General features: G+C 56.5%; 18 protein-coding genes and 1 other RNA gene. 1 reads left to right on the plus strand and 18 read right to left on the minus strand.

The window, feature by feature from the left end:
- Window positions 1-45: 45 nt before the first annotated feature.
- The 6 genes from BAA01_14865 to BAA01_14890 all read right to left on the minus strand — a co-directional run bounded on the left by BAA01_14865 (window position 46) and on the right by BAA01_14890 (window position 4,379).
- Complete coding sequence (locus tag BAA01_14865) at window positions 46-1,017, minus strand: DNA polymerase III subunit delta' (GenBank protein ID OUM85320.1); 972 nt, start codon at window positions 1,015-1,017, stop codon at window positions 46-48.
- A 26-nt stretch (window positions 1,018-1,043) separates the two neighbouring features.
- Window positions 1,044-1,484 (minus strand): hypothetical protein, encoded by a 441-nt coding sequence (locus BAA01_14870; GenBank protein OUM85321.1) that lies wholly within the window; start codon window positions 1,482-1,484, stop codon window positions 1,044-1,046.
- Between the two features lie 23 nt (window positions 1,485-1,507).
- Window positions 1,508-1,837: a hypothetical protein gene (locus BAA01_14875; protein OUM85322.1), complete on the minus strand. Its 330-nt coding sequence runs from the start codon at window positions 1,835-1,837 to the stop codon at window positions 1,508-1,510.
- Between the two features lie 25 nt (window positions 1,838-1,862).
- A complete protein-coding gene (locus tag BAA01_14880) occupies window positions 1,863-2,519 on the minus strand; it encodes a dTMP kinase (protein ID OUM85338.1) in 657 nt (218 codons plus the stop codon).
- An 80-nt stretch (window positions 2,520-2,599) separates the two neighbouring features.
- A complete protein-coding gene (locus BAA01_14885; GenBank protein OUM85323.1) occupies window positions 2,600-4,081 on the minus strand; it encodes a hypothetical protein in 1,482 nt (493 codons plus the stop codon).
- Window positions 4,082-4,184: 103 nt separating this feature from the next.
- Window positions 4,185-4,379, minus strand: a complete 195-nt coding sequence (locus BAA01_14890) for a hypothetical protein (protein OUM85324.1) — start codon at window positions 4,377-4,379, stop codon at window positions 4,185-4,187.
- Window positions 4,380-4,606: 227 nt separating this feature from the next.
- Here BAA01_14890 and BAA01_14895 point away from each other — a divergent pair, with 227 nt between their 5' ends.
- Window positions 4,607-5,527 carry a hypothetical protein gene (locus BAA01_14895; GenBank protein ID OUM85325.1) on the plus strand — a complete coding sequence of 307 codons (921 nt, stop codon included), beginning with the start codon at window positions 4,607-4,609 and terminating at the stop codon, window positions 5,525-5,527.
- Here BAA01_14895 and BAA01_14900 read toward each other — a convergent pair.
- From BAA01_14900 to ffs, 12 genes are all read right to left on the minus strand, one after another.
- Window positions 5,496-6,152: a phosphate transport system regulatory protein PhoU gene (locus tag BAA01_14900; protein ID OUM85326.1), complete on the minus strand. Its 657-nt coding sequence runs from the start codon at window positions 6,150-6,152 to the stop codon at window positions 5,496-5,498. The genes BAA01_14895 and BAA01_14900 overlap by 32 nt on opposite strands.
- A 32-nt stretch (window positions 6,153-6,184) precedes the next feature.
- On the minus strand, window positions 6,185-6,970 hold the full coding sequence (locus tag BAA01_14905; protein ID OUM85339.1) for a phosphate ABC transporter ATP-binding protein: 786 nt from the start codon (window positions 6,968-6,970) through the stop codon (window positions 6,185-6,187).
- A gap of 47 nt (window positions 6,971-7,017) precedes the next feature.
- Window positions 7,018-7,881 (minus strand): phosphate ABC transporter, permease protein PstA, encoded by an 864-nt coding sequence (locus tag BAA01_14910; GenBank protein ID OUM85327.1) that lies wholly within the window; start codon window positions 7,879-7,881, stop codon window positions 7,018-7,020.
- An 18-nt stretch (window positions 7,882-7,899) separates the two neighbouring features.
- On the minus strand, window positions 7,900-8,841 hold the full coding sequence (locus BAA01_14915) for a phosphate ABC transporter permease subunit PstC (GenBank protein ID OUM85328.1): 942 nt from the start codon (window positions 8,839-8,841) through the stop codon (window positions 7,900-7,902).
- Between the two features lie 111 nt (window positions 8,842-8,952).
- Window positions 8,953-9,897, minus strand: coding sequence for a phosphate ABC transporter substrate-binding protein (locus BAA01_14920; GenBank protein ID OUM85340.1), 945 nt, complete (start codon window positions 9,895-9,897; stop codon window positions 8,953-8,955).
- Window positions 9,898-10,033: 136 nt separating this feature from the next.
- Window positions 10,034-10,303 (minus strand): hypothetical protein, encoded by a 270-nt coding sequence (locus tag BAA01_14925; protein OUM85329.1) that lies wholly within the window; start codon window positions 10,301-10,303, stop codon window positions 10,034-10,036.
- Window positions 10,304-10,561: a hypothetical protein gene (locus BAA01_14930; GenBank protein OUM85330.1), complete on the minus strand. Its 258-nt coding sequence runs from the start codon at window positions 10,559-10,561 to the stop codon at window positions 10,304-10,306. It abuts the gene before it with no gap.
- 99 nt (window positions 10,562-10,660) lie between these two features.
- Window positions 10,661-11,260, minus strand: a complete 600-nt coding sequence (locus tag BAA01_14935) for a recombination protein RecR (GenBank protein OUM85331.1) — start codon at window positions 11,258-11,260, stop codon at window positions 10,661-10,663.
- 37 nt (window positions 11,261-11,297) lie between these two features.
- Window positions 11,298-11,609 carry a nucleoid-associated protein gene (locus BAA01_14940; GenBank protein ID OUM85332.1) on the minus strand — a complete coding sequence of 104 codons (312 nt, stop codon included), beginning with the start codon at window positions 11,607-11,609 and terminating at the stop codon, window positions 11,298-11,300.
- 87 nt (window positions 11,610-11,696) lie between these two features.
- Entirely contained in the window at window positions 11,697-13,505 is a 1,809-nt protein-coding gene (locus BAA01_14945; GenBank protein ID OUM85341.1) for a hypothetical protein, read from the minus strand.
- A gap of 51 nt (window positions 13,506-13,556) precedes the next feature.
- Window positions 13,557-14,624: a PAS domain-containing sensor histidine kinase gene (locus BAA01_14950; protein OUM85342.1), complete on the minus strand. Its 1,068-nt coding sequence runs from the start codon at window positions 14,622-14,624 to the stop codon at window positions 13,557-13,559.
- 563 nt (window positions 14,625-15,187) lie between these two features.
- An RNA gene (ffs, locus tag BAA01_14955) (signal recognition particle sRNA large type) lies at window positions 15,188-15,455 on the minus strand.
- Between the last annotated feature and the right edge of the window lie 170 nt (window positions 15,456-15,625).

The raw sequence follows: 15,625 nt of genomic DNA on the forward strand, positions 1-15,625 counted from the left end.
CGCATTCCCCTTCTATCTTGATCCCTTCTGCCATGAAGAAAAGAATCACTTCTGCCATGAAGAGAAGATGATCTCCTCCACAGCCAGCTGGAGATTGAGATTCATCTTTTTCTGCCGCTGAAGTCCAAAGAAACGTTCGAGAAAAAAGAGCAGCTTCTCCTGTGGCCACTGCCCCGCCTGCTGAACCAGCTGGGAGCGGCGCTCCACAAACGCCAGCCCTTCTTCCTGCTGCAGTTGCACAAGCAACAAATCACGCATCCAAAGGATCAGAAGGCCGAGTACCCATTTGTCCCGGCCTGACTGAAAAAGTGCTTGCAATGTTCTCGTTGCCTTCACGGGATGGCGAATCACTTCTTCTCCCCATTGTATCACCAGGTTTAAAGCCTCTGCAAACCCTTCTCCTTCCACCAATGTCTTGGCCTGCTCCGGCTCCACCTCCAGGCGGGAAAGGATCCGGGCGTAAGCGGGCTGTATTCCGGACTGCTGCAGTTGTTCCGCAAGCTCCTGCGGCGACAGGGGAGGAAAAGCCACCTCCTGGCAGCGGGAGGCCACCGTCGTCAAAAGCTGTCCCCGGTGCCCGGCAAGCAGGATGGCGACAGACGGCGAAGGCGGCTCCTCGATCATTTTGAGGAGGCTGTTGGCTGCCTGGACAGTCAGGCTTTCCGCCCCGCACAACACGTATACCTTCCATTCCGCCTCGTGCGATCGCACGGCGAGAAACTGCTGCAGCGACCGGATCTGATCGATTTTCATGCTCTCCCCTTCCGGTTCCACCACTTGAAAATCGAGAAAGTTCCCGTGATCAATCCGCCTGCAATGGGCACAACGGTCGCAACTGTCGCCATGCTCATCGGGGCTGGCACAATTGAGCGCTTTGGCCAAACCACGCGCCAGCTCCAGCTTCTCCCGATGCCTGGGTCCTGTAAAAAGGTAGGCATGCGACAACTGGCGGCGGGCCACTTGCCGCAACAGCCGGCTCGCAATGCCTTCCAGTCCCGGAATGGCCATCATCCCCATCTTCATCCCCTCCTCACAAGGCGCGCTCAGGTGCTGAGATTGACCAGAAGTCCGCGTATCTGATCCAGACGGGAGAGAATGGCCAGACGCGGAATCTCTTTTTCCAACACTTCGGAAGCCAGTTTGAGCAGCAACTCATCCACCTGCTGAACAAGACGGTATTGCCGGATCCGGCGCCGCTCTTGCACCTGTACCGTCTCCACCGCCAGGGCTCTTTGAAGCACCGTCTGCAAAAAGGCCTTGACCCGTTCCCGGTAACGGACCAGCTCCTCCATCGTCCTCAGCGTCGCCAGGCGGTTGGCCTGCTCATCAATCGCCAACAGCTGCTCCTCCAGGGATTGTCCGGCCTGCAGCTTGTGCTGGAGCAGGGAAGCAAACCGCTCACCCCCGGCAACCTGTGACAGGGGGGCCCCCCCTCTTCCGGGAAGTTTTTCCCGGGCTTTTTCCGGACGAAAAGAGATTTCCATCCACCTCTCCCCTTCATCACCGGCTAAAAATGGTAATACGCATTCACATCAAGCACGAATACCGTCGCACCGCCGACCTGCACCTCGACCGGAAAAGGCAGATCGGTGCCCAGGTGAGCCGTGGCGGAAGACATGGAAGTCATCACCTGCTGCCGGGCATGACAGTGTTCCCGGATCAACCGCAATACCTCATCCACCTGGCGATCGTCTACCCCGATCAAAAACGTGGTATTGCCCGTCCGCAGAAATCCCCCCGTGCTGGCCAGCCGGGTGGCCCGGATCCCCTGTTTGACCAGGGCCTGCGACAATTTGGCGCTGTCCTTGTTTTGAACGACCGCAAGTACCAGCTTCATGCGCTCCCCTCCAAACAGAACTGGGTTACCTCGAGCCCGTCAGCCGGTCACGCAAAATCTCCCTCAGATCATCCAGAATCCGCCTTGCCACCTCTTCCTCCGAAGCGGACGCATCGATGACCAGGATACGTTCAGGCTCATGCCGGGCAATGGTCAAAAATCCTTCCCTGACGCGCTGATGGTAAGCCTCGCCGCGGCGTTCGATCCGGTCCATCCCTTCACCCTCGCGCCGCTTGAGACGCCGGCGGGCCAGCTCGACGGGAAGATCCAGAAGGTAGGTCCGCGTCGGCATCACCTCTTGGACAGCCAGCCGGTTCACTTCTTCCACCCATTGGAGGGGAAGCTGGTTCCCGTACGCCTGATAAGCGTAACTGGCATCCACATAGCGATCACATAACACCACCTTGCCTGCGCGAAGGGCCGGCAAAAGCCGTTCTCTCACGTGTTGCGCCCGCGAAGCGGCGTACAGGAGCACCTCCGTCTCAAAAGCCATCTCCTGTCCCGCATCCCCCGGCGGCGAAAGAAGCCACTGGCGAATCGCCTCGCCCAGCGGCGTGCCGCCCGGTTCCCGGGTGACTTCCACGTCTACGCCGCGTTCGCGCAAAAACCGGCTCACTCTCTGCAACTGGGTCGTCTTTCCGGCGCCGTCCGGACCTTCAAAGGTGATCAAGACGCCTTGCAACTTCGCACCTTGCCGCTCTCCCACCACGCAAACCTCCTGCACCGCTTTTTGTTTTACGCTCCTTTGTTTTACAGGATGCCTCACTCGCGGATCACGCTCAGCTCTCCGGACAGCAGGCCCTGTACATGAGCACCCAGTTTTTGATAAATGTCCAGCAATGCCAGATGGCAATCCCGGATCTCCTCTCCGGGAAGCAAAAGCGGAATGCCGGGCGGATAGGGCACCACCATCCCGGCCGACCGCCGGCCGCCTGCCGCTGTCCACCGAACCTGTTCCCGTTCCCGGTGCATCCAGCCGCTCAGATCCAGCTCGTTTTCTCCATACACCTCTTGCCATCGCGCGGCCAGCTCCGCCGCAGCCGTTCCCGCCTTCCCGTGGGCAGGCCGGCGGTCAATGGAGGCAAGCACATCCGCCAGCCTCTCCAGATCCTCCTCCCGGTTGGCGGCCGTCACCACACAAACCACCTGGAGCGGATCCGCCAGTTCCGGGAACACCGCTTCCGCTTCCAGCCGTTCGGCCACCTGATAACCCGAAATATCCGGATGGTGCAAGAGCAGCCGCAGCGGATCCGTCCAATCATAAAAGGGGCTGTTTGCCTCCGGAACCCGCCATCCCCGCCGCCGCAGCCGCTCCTGCAGGCGCGATGCGGCATCCAACAGCCGGCCCAGCCGGTCGGACCCCTGAGAGACCATCCAGCGCCGGGCCAAGTCCAGGGAAGCCAGCACCGGATACGAAGGACTGGACGTTTGCACCATCGCCAACGCCTGCCGCACTTTCCATCTGCTCAGCCGCGCACCTTGCAGGTGAAGGAAAGCCCCCATCGTCAGGGCTGGAAGCGTCTTGTGCGCCGACTGTACCACCCCGTCCGCACCTGCCGACAGCGCCGTCGGCGGCAAGGACGGATGAAAGGAAAAATGCGCCCCATGCGCTTCATCCACCAACAGCGGAATGCCGTGCGCATGCACCGCCTCGGCGATCGCCGCCAAATTCCGCCCCATGCCGTAATAGTTGGGGTTGGTCAAAAGGACCGCTCTGGCGTCGGGGTGCCTGGCCAGCCCCTGCCGGACCGTCGCCAAATCCACGCCGCACGGGACAGCGAACGCCGGGTGGACCTTGGGCATGAGCGGAACCACCTTGGCACCGGCAAGCATGCACGCGTGAAAGACGGAACGATGCGCATCGCGGCCGACCAGCAGCTTGTCCCCTGGCCGGCAGGCAGCCAGGACCATCGCCAGATTGCCGGCCGTGCTGCCGCCGACGAGAAAAAAGGTTTCCTCCGCGCCAAAGACTTCCGCGGCCAATTGCTGCGCTTCGGCGATGGCACCTTGCGGCTGATGGAGATCATCCAGGCCGCTCAGTTCGGTCAGATCAATGGGCAGCAAGGAGGCGAAAAACTTGCTTCCCTCCTCGTCAAACCGATCTCCGCCGCGGTGTCCCGGAACATGAAAGGACAACGGCTTGCGGGCAATATGACGCTGCAACGCCTCAAACAACGGCGCCCTTCCTTGCTTGGGCCGCCGGTCAGCCCGATCATCGGGATTTTTCACGCCATCCGTTTTCATCGCGCATAACCCACCCGCTTGATCTCGTTGCTTCTATCATAGCGCAAACGCTGACTCATCCTCCAGATGCGCAAAAAAATCCCCTTCCTCACGGAAGGGGAAATTACACAGAAGCGCGCACCGCTTTCTTTTTCAACCAGCCTGCTTTCAGGCGTTCGACAAAAAAGTGATACCCCGGATCATCTGCCTCCGTGGCCAACATCGCTTGTTCACAATGGGGACAGATATACATGTCCAGCAGGAACATGCCGTGTGGATGAGGTTGTTGGCAAATGACGCAAAGCACCTTTTGGCCCATGTTTCCAGTCACACCTTTTCCGAGAGACTTGACAATTGAAAATCCCAATCCCTATTCCTGATTTTTTACAACAGTTCCATGTTTTATACACAATCGATCCACATCCTGACGTTCTTAAACAGCAGCATATGACAGTCTGCCGGAAAAGGTGTCGATATTTCCTTCGATTTCCCAGGAAATGTTTGATACAATGACGCATAGAAACGATCCAAGAAAAGGTGAACGCGATGAATCTCAAGCGCATCCGAGCCTTTACCCTGGTGGTCGAGAAGGGGAGTTTCTCCGAAGCGGCCGACAGCATGGGACTCACGCAACCGGCCGTCAGCCAGCAAATCAAAACCCTGGAAGAGGAACTGGGAAGCCCCTTGCTGGATCGATCCGCACCCGGCGTCGGGCTCACACCGGCCGGACGGCTGGCCTACGAAAAAGGAAAACAGTTGCTCGCGATCTGGGAAGAGTTGGCTGAGACAACCCGGGCGATGCAAGGCAAATTGGCTGGCACCCTGCACATCGGGGCAAGCACCATTCCCGGAACCTATCTCATCCCCCGGTGGATGAGCCTGTTTGTCAAACAACATCCTCTCGTCGAGATCAAATTGCAAATCGGGGACTCCCGGGAAATGCTGCACAAGATGATCAACAGGCAGGTCGATCTCTGCTTCATCGGCTGCTCGCTGAATCAGGAGGACACAAGGCTGGTCGTGGACGCCATTGCTGACGATACGCTGGTCCTGATCGCCTCAAAACAGTGGGAGGTTCCTTCCGTCATCACCATCGAATGGCTCAAAAGGCAGCCCTTCCTGTTGCGCGAGGAGGGATCGGGAACCCGTGAAGTCATGGAGAGGAGCTTACGGGGACAGGGTGTACCGCTTCACCAACTGCGCGTGATCGCCGAATTGGGAAATACCGAGGCGGTGATTGCCGCTGTCGAATCGGGAATGGGCCTGTCCTTCGTTTCCGGACTGGCCGCCCAACCTGCCGCCGCGGCAGGCCGGATTCAGATTCTGAACTTTGAGCCGGTGTTTCAGCGCTGCTTTTGTATCGCCTACCTCCAGTCCCGGCGCAAACACCCGCTGATCTCTGCCTTTCATCAGGCCGTTCGTACGTTCCAGGAAGCTACTTGTTCAGCTCCGGAATCTGACCCGTGACCATGTAAATCACCCATTCGTTGAGGTTGGTCGCGTGATCGCCAATCCGCTCGAGAAACTGGGCAACCATCAGCAGTTGTGTTCCCTCGGTTGTCTTTGACCGATCATTGGTCATCACGTCGACAAGTTCATTGAAGATCAGTTTAAAAAGGGCGTCCACCTCGTCATCCTTCTTGGCTGTTTGGTAGGCCAACTCCTCATCCTGGCGGATATAAGCCTCAATGGATGCATGGACCATTTCCTGGACGATGCTCGCCATCTTCGGAATGTCAATGAGCGGCTTGGGATACGGCTCATGCTGCAACTTGATGGTCGCCTTGGCGATGTCCACCGCGTGATCGGCCATCCGCTCCAGGTCGGTGACAATTTTCAGCATCGTTCCCAGGCGGCGCAAATCCTTCGCCATCGGCTGCTGCAACGCCATCAGCTGCAGACACTTCTCCTCAATTTTCAGCTCCATCTGATCCAGCAGATCGTCCTGCATAATCACCTTCTCCGCCAGCTTGACATCCCGTTCCACCAGCGATTTGACCGACAGGTAGATCGCCTCTTCCACCAGCGAACCCATTTTCAACAGTTCCTGGTGCAACATCTCCAGCTCATCGTGAAAACCTCTCCGGCTCACGGTTTGACACCCTCCTTTCGAAACTCATCGCCCTATCCGAACCGCCCCGTCACATAATCTTCCGTACGCTGATCCCGCGGATTGGTAAAAATTTTTTCCGTCATGTCATACTCGATCAATTCCCCGTTGAGAAAAAAGGCTGTCCGATCCGAGACGCGGGCCGCCTGTTGCATATTGTGCGTCACGATGACAATGGTATAAGCATGCCTCAATTCCCGCACCAGGTCCTCGATCTTCGCCGTCGAGATCGGGTCCAGCGCCGAAGTGGGCTCATCCATCAGCAGAATTTCCGGGTTGACAGCCAGCGCCCGCGCGATACAAAGCCGCTGTTGTTGTCCTCCCGACAGACCATAGGCCGGACGCTTGAGATTGTCTTTCACCTCATCCCACAGGGCAGCCTGACGCAAGCTCTTTTCGACAATTTCGTCCAGCTTCTTTTTGTTGCGGATGCCGTGAATGTGCGGGCCATAGGCGACATTGTCGTAAATGCTCTTGGGAAAAGGATTGGGTTGCTGAAAGACCATGCCGATTTTTGTCCGCAACTCCTCCACCTCGGTCGTCTCCTTGTAAATGTCCACATCCCGGAGACGGACTTCACCCTCGATACGAACCCCTTTAATCATGTCGTTCATCCGGTTGAGCGTGCGCAAAAAGGTGGATTTCCCGCATCCTGAGGGGCCGATCAAAGCGGTCACCGAATGTTCCTCAATGTCCAGGGAAATGTTTTTCAACGCATGGTACTCTCCGTAATACAGATTCAGCTGCCTGACCCGGATGATCACCTTCTCAGGATCGACGATCGGATGCGCCTCATTCATTGTATTCACGCCATTCACTCCTCATGCCTAAGCTTGGTCTGGATGAATCAGTAGCGATTCTGGTACCGGTTGCGAATGAAGATGGCGATGGCATTCATCAGGAGCAGGACGGCCAGCAGGACGAGAATGGCCGCGGCCGCCAATTCGCGAAACGCCAGATTCGGCAGGGTCACCCAGTTGTAGATTTGAATCGGCAGCACGGTATACTCATCCATCAGCCCCTGCGGCACGCTGCGGATGTACGTCACCGCCCCCACCATGATCAGGGGCGCCGTCTCGCCAATCGCCCGTGACAACGCGAGAATGAACCCGGTCAGAATGCCTGGAAGGGCGGCCGGCAGCACGACGCGGGATATCGTCTGCCATTTGGTCGCTCCAAGAGCCAGCGAAGCCTGGCGCAAGGAAGGCGGCACGCTCCGGATCGCCTCCTGGGCGGCGACGATCACAATCGGCAAGATCAACAGCGTCATCGTCAGCGTGGCGGCCAAAACGACAAAACCCAATTGAAAAAACCGGACAAAGATGGCCAGGCCGAGAATCCCGTAAATAATGGAAGGCACTCCCGCCAGGTTGTTGATATTCAATTGGATAAAACGGGCCCAGCGGTTTTGTCCCTGGTATTCTTCCAGGAATAAGGCGGTTGCCACTCCGATCACCAACACCAACGGAATGGTCAGGCCGATCACCCATAACGTCCCTGCCAGCGCAGCCAGAATCCCCGCTTTTTCGGCGCGCCGGGAAGCAAAACTGCTCAGGAATTGCCAATCCAAGTGGCGCCACCCGTCCCGGATCGTATCGGCGATAAGAACGGCCAGAACGAGGACACCGACCAGCGTGGCCAGAAAAAACAAGCCATGCGCCAGCCTGTTCCACATCTTGCGACGGCGGAAACGCGCCTTGGAGAGCTCCATTCACCCATCTCCTCCCGTTTAATCGTACTCTTCCCGGAACTTTCGCGTAATGTACTGGGCAAGGACATTCATCACCAGCGTAAAGAGAAACAGCGTCATGCCGACGGCAAAGACGGAACTGTACTCGATCCCGCCGTGCGAAATGTCTCCCGTTGCCACCTGGACGATGTAGGCGGTCATGGTCTGAATGCTTTCCAGCGGATTGAGCGTCAGCTTGGGCGTCGAGCCGGCCGCCACGGTGACAATCATCGTCTCGCCGATCGCCCGCGAAAAGGCCAGGACAAAAGATGAAATGATGCCGGAAAGGGCGGCCGGCAGCACGACGCGAAAGACGACCTCCAGGCGGGTCGACCCCAGGGCGTAGGCGCCGTCGCGAAGCCTGCGGGGGACAGCCGACATCGCATCCTCGCTCAGCGAGGAGATCATCGGCGTGATCATGATTCCGACCGTGATCCCGGCGCTCAGGGCATTAAAGGTGCCTATGTCCGGAAAAATCTTCTTAAGCACATCCTGCGTGAGAAAATTCAACGCAAAATACCCGTATACAATGGTCGGGATGCCCGCCAGGATTTCCAGAATCGGCTTCAAGGTGCGGCGCACCCCGTCCGGGGCGTATTCGCTCAGGTAAATGGCGCTTCCCAGCCCAATCGGCACCGCGATCAACACCGCAATCCCGGTGACCAGCAGAGTGCCGCAGATGAGCGGCCAAATCCCGAAATGCTGCGGCTGAATCAATGGCGTCCATTTCGTGTCGGTTAGAAATTCCAGCAGCGAAACTTCCTGGAAAAACTTGGTTACCTCCAGCACCAGCGTCAAGATAATGCCGACGGTGGTCAGAATCGTCACCATGCTTAGGATCAGAAAAATTTTGGGAATCAGCTTGTCCCAAAAGCGGTCCTGTCTCCTCTGCGTGGCAAGAGGTCGGGCCATCACTTCCACTCCTTGTCTAGGCTTGTCCATGTCAGTCCATGAAGGATAGCATCCATACAGGAAAAGTGGCGTTCCAGCGAGCGGAACGCCACACTTGCTATCCACATCTTTGTCTATTATAAAAGATCCACGGACCGTTGGCTACTGGAGTTTGGCCTTCTCCTGCGCCAAATCGCTATCCGGGAGCGGAATATAGCCCACCTCTGGCGCGATGTCGCTGACATGATCCATGTAATATTTGACAAACGCCTTCACTTCCGGACGCGTCTGATAAAATTCCTTGTTCACGTAGATGTACAGGGGGCGGGAAAGCGGCGTATACTTGCCTGTGTTGATATTCTCTTCCGTCGGTTGCACCGGCCCGCTTCCTGCGTCAATCGGCACCACCTTGAGATTGTCCTGGTTGGCCTGATAATAGGCATACCCAAAGTAGCCGAGCGAATACTTGTCGCCTGTCACTCCCGTCACGAGCACGTTGTCGTCCTCACTGGCCGTGTAATCGGAGCGGCTGGCCCCTGCTTCACCGACAATCGCCTCGGTAAAGTAATCAAACGTTCCTGAATCGTGACCCGGTCCGTACAGTTTGATTTCCTCTTTCGGCCATTCTTTGCGGACGTCGCTCCAGTACTTCACCTTGCTGTTTGGCTCCCAGATTTTTTTCAGTTCCTCTACGGTCAAATGATCGACAAAGTCATTCTCCTTGTTGACCACGACCGCCAGCCCGTCGATGGCCACTTTCAGCTCGATAAATTCAATACCGTTCTTCTCCGCTGTGGCCTTCTCTTCTTCCTTGATCGTCCTGGAGGCGTTGCTGATTTCGATCTCACCGGCCGTCGACTTCTTAAAACCGCCGCCTGTGCCGGAAAATCCGACGGTGACGTTGACATCGGGATGCTCATCCATGAAATCCTCGGCCACCGCCTGCGAGATCGGATAAACGGTGCTGGAACCATCCAAACGAATGGTGCCGCTCAGCTTCTCCTCCTCTGCCCCGGCGCCTGCTCCCTGTTCATTCCCTCCTGTATCGCCTCCGCCTCCCGCACCACATCCCGTCACCAGCAAGGCAAACGCGAGCGCAAACACCATGATCAGCCAGCCTGTTCTCTTGACCACCTTGTCTCCCCCTCATCTTTTTTGTGCCATCATGTACACGTTCACTATAACAACGTTTTGTTAAGGGGATATAAACGAATTGTAAAGGTTTTGTAAAGGCCGGCAGCCTCTACCCCGCAACCATCCACTGGATGACAAAAAGAGCGCCCAGGCCGGGCAGACCCAACAGTCCGACCACTGCGGAAGTGAACAGATTGATGGGTAGGTGAAATTGAAACAGGCCGCCAACCGTGTTCAACAGAAACAGGAACAAGGCCCCGAGCGCAATCTGAATCCCCCCTCTTGCCGCCCAACGCAGTCCCGTCCTTGCGCCAGGCACGACCAGCAAAATCCCCGTCACCACGAGGATCGACAGTGCCAACCAGCTGCCTGCCGCCATCTAGCTTTCCTCCCACTGGACAGGATGAGACAGTTTCAGCCCAATGGCCTTGCCCAATTTGTGCAAATAGATGTACTTGGCTTCCGCCGCCTTAAAGAAATAAATGGAGTAATCGATTAAATCAGGCGTGTCCACCTGATTGAGCATCTCCTGTGCAATGAGCCATTCGCGGTGGGCTTTCTCAATTTCCCGGATCAGGCGCTCTTTGTCCTGCTCCGTCCAGTCATCCAAACCAACCGAGGCCGGAAATCCTTCCATGCCATCCCTCTCCCTTTTGCGTTTATTTATTATGTATGTAAGCAAAGGGAGAACGGATTATGACTGGCTCGGCCAATTTTTTGAGCAGTCTTATTTTTGTCAGATTTCCCGCCGCCCTTCGAGGGCTTTGGTCAACGTGACCTCATCGGCATATTCCAGATCGGCTCCCACCGGCAGCCCGTGCGCAATCCGCGTGATTTTAATCCCGAAGGGCTTGACGAGGCGGGCGATGTACATGGCCGTGGCCTCCCCTTCCACCGTGGGGTTGGTGGCCAGGATCAACTCCTGCACCTCCGAAGAACCCAGCCGCTTGAGCAGTTCCGCCAGCCGGATGTCTTGCGGGCCTACCCCTTCCAGCGGCGAGATCGCGCCGTGCAAAACGTGATACAGGCCGCGATACTCCCGCGTTCTCTCCATCGCGATGACATCTTTCGGGTCCTGGACCACACAGATGACGGACCGGTCCCGGTGCTTGTCCTGGCAGATGGGACAAGGATCGACATCCGTAATGTGACAACAAATGGAACAGGCGTGCAGGCTCTCCTTAACCTCCAGCAAGGCCGCAGCCAGCTCCCGGACATCCTTCTCCTCCATCCCCAGCACAAAAAAAGCCAAGCGTTGGGCAGTTTTTGGTCCAATGCCTGGCAAACGCATAAACCCCTCAATCAGTTTGGCGATCGCTTGCGGATAAGTAACCATCGGCGTCTCCTCTGTCATGTTCCTTTTTCAAGGCTGCCTAAAACAGGCCCGGCAGGTTGAATCCTCCCGTGATCTTGCCCAAATCGCTGGCGATGACCTCATCCACCTTCTTCAATGCATCATTGGTCGCAGCCACAATCAGGTCCTGCAGCATCTCCAGATCTTCGGGATCCACCACCTCGGGCTTGAGGAGAACCTGCTGCACCTCTTTTTTGCCGTTGACGATGACGGTGACCACACCGCCGCCGGCCGTTCCTTCAAACGTCTTTTGCGCCAGTTCTTCCTGCGCCTTTTCCATCTGGGCCTGGATTTTCTTGACCTGTTTCATCATCTGATTCAGGTTTTTCATCGGCTCACCTCCCCGCCCTGTTGATGGCTTCGTTTCTTTTCGTCATGGCGATGTTCCAAGTGCCATGGGAACCAGGATGTCATGCGGTCACTTTTGCCTCTTAACCTCCACCAAGTCTCCGAACCATTCCAGCGCCTTGCGAATCACCTCATCCTCCTCCGCTTCCTCTGCCGTCTCCGCAGTGGCTGCGGATGATTCCTCCTGGGCCAGATTTTCCTGAAATTCCGCCTGCAGCTTTTCCCATTCCTCTTGCATCAGGGTGAGAAAGGTGGAGGGCTGGCCCAATACGTCGCGCAACACGCTTTCGATCACCTGGCGGTTGGCCGGTTTTTCGGTCGTCTCCCGGTGAATCGGCGTCCTGAAAACCAGCAGAATGGCCTCCGAAGAAGCCGCCGCCACCTCCCCGTCGACCAGCCAAGCGTGCACGAAGATCCGTTTTTGCCGGACCTGTTTGAGCACCGTATCCCAGGCCGCCTGCACACGCTGGGTGGCCTCCGCGGTGGCGTTGCGGAGCAACTGAAAAACGGCCCGCTGGGGTGTTCCCGGCTTCGGCGTCTTTTCCGGCATGGCTCTCTGGCGTTCCTGTTCCTTGGCCGGAACATGTTCCCTGGCCGGAACGTCCGCCGAACGGGAACCTTGCGGGGGAGGATCAGTGGCAGGCGTAAACCCTTCCCGCTTCCGCTCCGCCTCCAGCGCCTGCACACGCTCCCGCAGCCTCTGCACCTCTTGCATCAGCTCATGCAGCAGGCGGTCGGGAGCGGAAACGGACTGAGACGCAGCGGAGGGTTGTGCAGCCGGTTTCTCCATGGCGGCGCTGGCACGCCACAGCTTGAGCATGGTCAACTCAAGAAAGATCCGCGGCTGTTCCACCCATTTCAACTCTTGTACCGCCGAACGGAGGATCTCCAACTGGGCGATCAGCACATCCACCGGAAGCTCTTCCGCCAGCCTGCGCAAATGCGGATCGCTGCCCAGCCGCTCCCGGATCTCATCCAGTCCCGGGGCCACCTTGGCCAACATCAGCAACCGGCCGTGTTCAAAAAGCCACTCCAGCACCTTGCCCGGTTCCTTTCCCTGTTCAATCCACTTCCTGGACAATTCAAACAGGGTGCTCGGGTCCTCGGCCATCAGGGCCTGCCAGAACCGGTGGATTTCATGGCGCGGGATCCCGCCGGTGATGAAAAGAACCTCTTCCTCCGTCACCCTCCCGTCCGCAAAAGAAATGACCTGATCCAACAGGCTTAATGCGTCACGCATGCCCCCGTCGGCCAGATAGGCAATGGCAGCCAGCGCTTCCGGATCGGCCTGCACCTGATGGGCCTGGACAATCTGGCGCAAGCGTTCCGCGATCTGATGGGCGGGAAGGCGGGCAAAATCAAACCGCTGGCAGCGGGAGAGAATGGTCACCGGGATTTTGTGCGGCTCCGTGGTGGCAAGGATAAACAACACATGGGCCGGCGGCTCTTCCAGCGTCTTCAACAAGGCGTTGAACGCCTCTGTCGTCAGCATATGTACTTCGTCAATAATATACACCTTGAACCGGACAGCAGTGGGCGCATATTTCACCTTCTCCCGCAGTTCCCGTATCTCTTCCACACCGCGGTGAGAAGCGGCGTCAATCTCCATCACATCCAGCAGGCGTCCTTCCGTGATCTGGCGGCATATCTCGCATTCATTGCACGGTTCCGGGGCCGGCCCGTGCTGACAATTGACCGCCTTGGCCAAGATTTTGGCCAGGCTGGTCTTCCCCGTCCCACGCGGTCCGCTAAACAGATAAGCATGAGCCAGGCGACCCTCGCTCAACGCATTCTGCAGCGTACGCCGGACATGTTCCTGGCCCACCACATCTGCAAACGTTTGCGGACGCCAAGCCCGGTATAACGCCAAATAAGCCATCCGCACCACCCGCCTCTCGCTTCTCACCTCATTATATCGAAATCGCGCAGCCTAAGCGAGAGGCAGGTGGATGTAAAACGTCGTCCCATACCCCTTGGTCGAAAAGGTGAGATTGCCGCCCATATCGTGCAGGATTTTTTGGCAGACGGACAGCCCCAACCCGGTACCATGTTCCTTTGTGGTGAAAAAAGGGTCAAAAATGCGGTCCATCACGTAAGCGGGGATTCCCGGGCCAGTGTCCCGAACCACCACCAACAACGTCTGCTCTTCCTCATTCAGCCGCTGGCTGATGGTCAGCTTGCCGCCTTCTTCCATCGCTTCAATGCCGTTCTTGGCAATATTCAGGAACACCTGCTTCAGCAGCTCAGAGTCAGCCCGCACCAGCGGCAGATTGGGCTTGATTTGAAACAACACTTCCACATTATTCAGATGCGCCTGGGTTTCGATGATCGGCAAGATCTCCCGCAACACATCCACCACTTGCAAAGGCCGGTACTGAACCTCTTTATGCTTGCTGAGCAGCAGAAATTCACTCACCAGGTGGTTGACCCGCTCCAATTCCGCCAGCATCACATCGGTATACCCTTTTTCCCGAAACATCCCCTTTTCTTCCAGAGTACGATTGAGCATTTGCAAAAACCCTTTGATCGAGGTCAAGGGATTGCGAATCTCATGGGCTGTGCCGGCGGCGATTTGCCCGATCATGGCCAGGCGGTCATTGCGTTGCACCTGGTACTCCAATGACCGGAGGTTGGTGACATCCTTCAACGTCATATACGCCCCTTCCACTTCACCCCAAGCGTTGGTTAACAGATAGGAATCCACCAGCAAATCATACGTTCTTCCGTGAATCGTCCAGGAAGTGGCGTAGTTGCGGAAGGTAAGCCCCTCCTGCACCGTCTTGTGGAGAAAACGAAATTCATCGGGCAAATTTGGAAAGGCTTCATCCATCAACCTCCAGTTGACCTCGTCCCGTTCGACGCCGAACAGGCGGCAGGCCATCTCACTGATGCCGAGAATGCGCAACTCCTTGTCCACCAAAACGAGGCCCATGTTCATATCGGTGTAAAGCGATTGCAAAAAAAGCGGCCACACACGATGCCATCCGGCTTGCCCCATTTCGTTGACAATGAGGACATACCCCTGCAGGGAGGCCTGATAAAACACTTTGATCAGACTGATATGGGAACGCACAACCTTATTCGACGACCTATTCGGAAAAGTCAAAGAATATTGGATATGTTTTTTCTCCAATTCCTGGATAAAATCCGGAAACGAAAGGACGCCTTGAAAAAAATCATTGTAATATTTTCCCCTTATGTCCTCATGGCTGAGCAATCCCATCTCCAGAAACAGCTGATTGGCCGCCAGCACACGGCCAACCTGATCGAGCAAGAGAGCTGGATGGGGAATGATGTGAAGGTAATCGATCATGCCGGATTCCTGGTCAGGATACGGCAGTATGTAGGTCACGATGTCACCCCCTCAGATGCGGAAAAGAAAAATGTAGCAATTTCATTGTTTACCATTCAACAAAAAAAGGCAATACCCTCTTTTTCGATATTTTTGAAATATGAAATGAACTTCTCCAACGTGCGCTTCCAATGCGTCAAATACAAAAAAACACCCTAACAGGGTGTCCCTTTCAAAGCTAAACCAATACGGTTTTTGACAGCAATTTGCCGTGCACCTGTTATTGATACCTCCCATCCGGGCGTTACCTCTGTCGCCAGCTCGAATCAGGCGCCCTTGCGGCACACGAACCAAACCGCTTACCGCTGCTTCCTCCCGGACCTGACGGGGTTCACGGCCGTTCGTTGCGCAAGACCCGATTGTCAACACTGCGTGCAGAGGTCAGACCCCAAATGAGAAGGCACCGCTAACAGGAATTCAACCCCGCTATAGCGGATTGCGGGTCACAGGGCACCGCTACCTCCCCGTCTAGCACGGCACCATATATTATAACAAAAAGCCTTCCCCGCTCACAACCGCTCGCGATCACTCAGGTAAAATCTTACCGAAAGGATTGTGGATCGCTCACGTCAAAATCTTACTGAGGGGATGTGACGTGAGAATGTCTCTACAAAGCCGTCGCGAGTACTTACGCAAAATGCAGGAAC

It is taken from the genome of Bacillus thermozeamaize (genome assembly GCA_002159075.1).
Lineage (GTDB): Bacteria > Bacillota > Bacilli > ZCTH02-B2 > ZCTH02-B2 > Bacillus_BB > Bacillus_BB thermozeamaize.